The organism is Protofrankia coriariae (assembly GCF_001017755.1).
Classification (GTDB): domain Bacteria; phylum Actinomycetota; class Actinomycetes; order Frankiales; family Frankiaceae; genus Protofrankia; species Protofrankia coriariae.
Genome location: NZ_JWIO01000016.1, coordinates 1 through 5,529 on the forward strand (window position 1 = coordinate 1; position 5,529 = coordinate 5,529).

The window sequence follows — 5,529 nt, forward strand, 5'->3', positions numbered from 1 at the left end:
CGCCGGCCGCGTGGATGACGGCGGTCAGCGGATGCTCCGCCGGCACGTCCGCCAGCGCCGCCGCGAGCGCGGCGCGGTCGGCGGTGTCCGCCGCGGCGACGGTCACCGTAGCGCCGCGCTCGGTGAGGTCGGCCACCAGCTGGCCCACTCCGGGGGTGTCGGCGCCGCGGCGGCCGACCAGCAGCAGCCGGCGGGCACCGCCGGTGACGAGATGCCGGGCGACCAGGGCGCCCAGCCCGCTGGTCCCGCCGGTGATCAGTATTGTGCCGGCCGCGTCCCACACCGGCTCGGCGGGGCCGGGGACGGCTTCCGCCCGGGAGATCCGCGGGACGTACGCCGTCCCGTCCCGCAGCGCCACCTGCTCCGGCCCGCCCGGGGTGAGCCCGGTGAGCGCGGCCGTCCACCACCTGGCGGGACCGTCCGTTGCCGTTGCCGGCTGGTCCGCCGGGGCGGTGGCCGCGGTGGGCCCGGCGGGCTCGGCGGGCACCGCGGGCTCGTCGATGTCGACGAGCCCGAACCGGCCCGGATGCTCGGTCTGCGCGGTGCGTACCAGCCCCCACACGGCGGCGTTGACGAGGTCGGTCACCACGTCGCCCGGGCGGGCGGCGACCGCGCCCCGGGTGACGAACACCAGCCGCCGGGTGCCGTCCGGGTCGGCGGTGAGCCAGTCGCGGACCAGCCGCAGCGCCCGCGTCGCGGCTCCGCGCGCCGCCGCCGGCAGGTCCGCGCCGGGCTCGGCCGGCGGTACCGGCGGCACGACGACGTCCCCCTCGCCGGGGAACGCCACCTCGGCCGCCGCGGCCAGGTCGTCGGGAGACGCCAGGCCGTCGAGCAGGGCGAAGCGCGGCGTGTCCGTGTCCGTGTCGGCCGAGCCAGCGGCGTCCGCCGTGTCCGCGGAGCCGGCTGAGGAGGCGGCGCCGAGGCTGGCACCGGCGCCGGGGAGGTCCGCTGTACGCCAGGTCAGCGTGTGCAGCGCGGAGGCCGGGTCGAGCCCGGACCGGCCGAGCCGCTGCCGGGACACCGGGCGCAGCACGACCGAGGCGATCTCGCCGACGGGCGCGCCGTCCTGGTCGAACAGCGCGAGCGCGAACGCGTCCGGCCGGATCCGCGTTGCCGTCACGCGGAGCACATTCGGTGCCACGGCGGGCAGCCGGGCTCCGCTCCAGGAGAAGGGCAGGGCGATATCGCTGCCCACCTGCTGTGGCGCGAGCTCGAGCACCAGCGGGTGCAGGGCCGCGTCGAGCAGCGCCGGGTGGACACCGAACCCGTCGCTGTCCGCCGTCGCCGCATCGGGCAGCGCGACCTCGAAGCGCAGCGTGTCCCCGTCCCGCGCCAGCCGGCGCAGGCCGGTGAACGCCGGCCCGTACTCGTAGCCGTGCTCGGCGAGGCGCCGGTAGGCGGCGTCCAGCACCGCGCCGTCCGGCTCCGGCCAGTCCGCCCCGGCAGGGGGCGTCGTAGCGGACAGGCTGTCGTCCGCTACGACGGCGGTGAGCACTCCGGAGGCGTGCCGGGTCCAGGCGGAGGCACCGGCCGGCGCCGGCCCGGTGCCGGTGGCGCCGTCCGCGCCGGCGCTGCCGCCGGCACCGGTGGACGGCGTGGGGCCGTCCACCCGGGCGTGGATGTCGACGGGGCGGCGGCCGGCCGAGTCCGGACGGCCGACGACGACCTGCAGGCGCACGGCGGCGTCGGCCGGCAGCGCGAGCGGCTCCTCCAGGGCCAGGTCGGCCACGACGGGGTGGCCCACCCGGGCGCCCGCGGCCAGGGCCAGGTCGAGCAGGGCGGTCCCGGGCAGCAGTACCCGGCCGTCGATGACGTGGTCGGCCAGCCACGGCCGGGCCGCGCGCGAGACCCGGCCGGAGAACACCGCCTCGTCCCGGTCCGCGAGGTCGAGGCGCAGGTCGAGCAGCGGGTGCCCGGCCGCGTCCGGGCCGGCTGTCGCGGTGGGGGCGGTCAGCCAGTACCGCTGCCGGGTGAACGGGTAGGTCGGCAGGTCGACCCGGCGGGCGCCGGGGAAAACCGCCCGCCAGTCCGGCGCGGTTCCGTTCGCCCACAGCGTGCCCAGGGCGGCGGTGACCGTCGCGTCCGCCGGACGGTCGGGGCGCAGCAGCGGGACGGCCACGGCGTCGGCGGCCGTGGCGCTGATGGCCTGCCGGGCGGCGGCGGTCAGCGTCGCGTCCGGCCCCAGCTCCAGGTAGGTTCGCACGCCGCGGGCGTCGAGGTCGCGGACGGCGTCGTGGAAGCGCACGGTGCCGCGCAGCTGGGCGACCCAGTAGTCCGGCGAGGTGAGCTCCTCGTCGGTGGCGAGGGTGCCGGTGGCGGTGGAGACGATCGGGATACGCGGCGGGTGGAAGCTCAGAGCGGCGGCGACGGCGCGGAACTCGGCCAGGACCGGGTCCATGTGCCCCGAGTGGAAGGCGTGGCTGACCCGTAGCCGGCCGGTCCGCCGGCCCTGTTCCCGCCAGTGCGCGGCGACCCGTTCGACCGCGTCGGCGTCACCGGAGACGACGACGGCGTTCGGCCCGTTCACGGCGGCCAGGTCGACGACCGCCCTGGCGCCGGTCCCGGCGTCACGGCCAGGGTCCGAGCTGGCGTCCGAGCTGGCGTCCGGGTCGGCGGCAGCGTCGGTGTCCGACCTGGTGGCACCGTCAGCGTCCGACCTGGTGGCATGTTCGGCGTCCAGTTCGGCGCGCAGGGCTGCGATGCTGTCGCGCACCTCCCGCTCGGTCGCGGCGATAGCGATCATCACACCACCCGGCTGGCCGGACTGCATCAGCCGGCCCCGGGCGACGACCAGCGTCGCGGCGTCGGGCAGGGACAGCACACCGGCGACGTGGGCGGCGGCCAGCTCCCCGATGGAGTGCCCGACGAGCAGGTCGGGCCGCAGCCCCAGCCCTTCGGCGAGCCGGAACAGCGCCACCTCCAGCGCGAACAGCGCCGGCTGGGTGTAGGCGGTCCGGTTCAGCAGTGCTGCTTCCGGGGTGTCGGGGGCCGCGAGGATCAGCTCCGCCAGCGGCCGGTCGAGATGCCGGTCGAGCGCGGCGAGGACCTCGGCCAGCGCGTCGGCGAAGACCGGTGAGCGCTCCCACAGCTCCCGGCCCATGCCGGGACGCTGGGAGCCCTGGCCGGCGAAGAGGAACGCGGTCGGGCCGGTGGCGTCGGGGACCCGGCCACGGATCACCCCCGCGTCGGCGCTGTCGCGGGCGAGCGCGTCGAGGCCGGCGAGCAGCGTTGCGCGGTCGGCGCCCGGCACCGCGGCGCGCACCGGCAGGCCGGCCCGGGAGGTGGCCAACGAGAAGGCGATGTCGTCGACCGGTGTCGCCGGGTTCGCCGTGGCGAAGGCGTGCAGGCTGCGGGCCTGCGCCCGCAGCCCGGCCTCGTCACGGGCCGACAGCGGCCACAGCGACGGGGACGGGGTGGCCGGGCCGCGGGTGTCCGTGACCCCGTCCGGGGCCGCGTCTGTGGCCGCGTCCGGGGCCGGTTGGCCCGACTCGGCAGCGGCGGCCGGGGGCTGGCCTAGCACCGGCGCGGGCACCGGTTCGGGGGCACCCGGCGCCTCCTCGATGATGACGTGCGCGTTGGTGCCGCTGATCCCGAAGGACGACACCGCNGCCGGCCGGCCAGGCGACCGGCTCCGTCAGCAGCCGTACGTCACCCGACGACCAGTCCACGTGCGGGGACGGGGCGTCCACGTGCAGGGTGCGCGGCAGCTCACCGCGCCGGAGCGCACCGATCACCTTGATCACGCCGCCGATGCCGGCCGCCGCCTGGGTGTGCCCGATGTTCGACTTCAGCGAGCCCAGCAGCAGTGGCCCGCGCTCCCCCCGGTCCCGGCCGTAGGTCGCGAGGATCGCCCCGGCCTCGATCGGGTCGCCGAGGGTCGTCCCGGTGCCGTGTGCCTCGACCGCGTCGACCTGGGACGGGGTGAGGCCCGCGCCGGCGAGCGCGGTCCGGATCACCCGTTCCTGCGCCGGCCCGCTGGGGGCGGTCAGCCCGTTGCTCGCCCCGTCCGAGTTCACCGCCGACCCCCGCAGGACGGCGAGCACCGGGTGGCCGAGCCGGGTCGCGTCGGAGAGGCGTTCGAGCACCACGATGCCGACGCCCTCGGCCCAGCCGGTGCCGTCGGCCGCGGCGGCGAACGCCTTGCAGCGCCCGTCGGCGGCCAGCCCCCGCTGGCGGCTGAACTCGACGAACATCCCCGGGGTGGACATCACCGCCACCCCGCCGGCCAGCGCCAGCGAGCACTCGCCCAGCCGTAGCGCTCCCGCGGCCAGGTGCAGCGCGACAAGCGACGACGAGCAGGCGGTGTCGACGGTCACCGCGGGGCCTTCCAGGCCCAGGGTGTAGGCGACCCGGCCGGAGATCACGCTGGTGGCCCCGCCGGTGAGCAGGTAGCCGGCGGAGCCGTCCGCCGGCTGGTGCAGGCGCGGCCCGTAGTCCACGGGGGAGGCGCCGACGAACACGCCGGTGCGGCTGCCACGCAGCGAGACCGGGTCGATGCCGGCGCGTTCCACCGCCTCCCAGGACGTTTCCAGTACCAGCCGCTGCTGTGGGTCCATGGCGGCGGCCTCGCGTGGCCCGACGCCGAAGAAGGCGGCGTCGAACCGGTCGGCGTCGGCCAGGAAGCCACCGGCGCGCACGTAGGAGCTGCCCGGCTGGTCGGGGTCGGGGCCGAACAGGGCGGCGAGGTCCCAGCCCCGGTCGGTCGGGAAGCCGGAGATGGCGTCGGTGCCGGCCGTCACGAGGTCCCAGAGGTCCTCCGGCGTGGCGACCGCGCCCGGATAGCGGCAGCCGATGCCCACGATCGCGATCGGTTCGTCCGCGGGCCCGGGTTCGCCCGGCCCGTCGGTGGGCGGCGTCGCCGTGCCGGTGGCACCGGTGGCGCTGTCGCCGGCGAGCGCGTCGGAGAGATGGCGGGCCAGCGCCGCCGGGGTCGCGTGGTTGAAGGTGACGGCGCTGTCCAGCCGCAGCCCGGTCGCCGCGGCCAGCCGGTCGCGCAGTTCGACGGCGCCGAGCGAGTCGAAGCCGAGCTCCCGGAAGGTGTGGCGCGCGTCGATCTCGTCCGTCCCGACGTGGCCGAGCACCAGGGCGACGGTGGTACGGACCAGGTCGAGCAGGCGCCGTTCCCGCTCGGCGCCGGCGAGCCCGGCCAGCCGGGCGGCCCGGTCGGCGGCCGGCGTCGCCGTGGTCNACGCCGGTGGTGACGTCCGCGGCGCTCCCGGCGTCCGTGCCGTGCGTGGCCGCCGCGGCGGTGATGCCGGCCACGGGCGCCTCGACGGTCGGCCCGGTGGGGGGCCCGGCAGCGGACACAGTGGTGGGCCCGGCGGTGGGCGTGCTGATCCAGTGCCGGCGCCGCTGGAAGGGGTAGGTCGGCAGCTCCACCCGCCTGGCCGGGTGGCCGCGCCGGCCGGCCACCGCCGGCCAGTCCACCGCGGTGCCGGCGGTGAAGACGGTCGCCACCGCGGTCACCAGCGACTCCGGCTCACCGCGGCCCCGGCGCAGGGCAGCGGCCAGTACCGGCTCGTCCGCCGG

Annotated in this window: 2 protein-coding genes and 1 pseudogene (1 of these 3 only partly in view); all 3 read right to left on the bottom strand. The window is 77.8% G+C overall.

Going from position 1 to position 5,529, the window contains the following annotated elements; translation table 11 throughout:
* Positions 1-1,864 (bottom strand): SDR family NAD(P)-dependent oxidoreductase (locus tag FrCorBMG51_RS34640; protein WP_476742150.1); only part of this gene is annotated, 1,864 nt, incomplete at its 3' end.
* Between the two features lie 51 nt (positions 1,865-1,915).
* A pseudogene (locus FrCorBMG51_RS34645) lies at positions 1,916-5,114 on the bottom strand (type I polyketide synthase); the annotation flags it as partial.
* Between the two features lie 365 nt (positions 5,115-5,479).
* Positions 5,480-5,529: the end of an acyltransferase domain-containing protein gene (locus FrCorBMG51_RS33745; RefSeq protein WP_086055398.1), read on the bottom strand. It continues 1,918 nt past the right edge of the window; only the last 50 of its 1,968 coding nucleotides appear in the window; the start codon falls outside the window, past its right edge; the stop codon is at positions 5,480-5,482.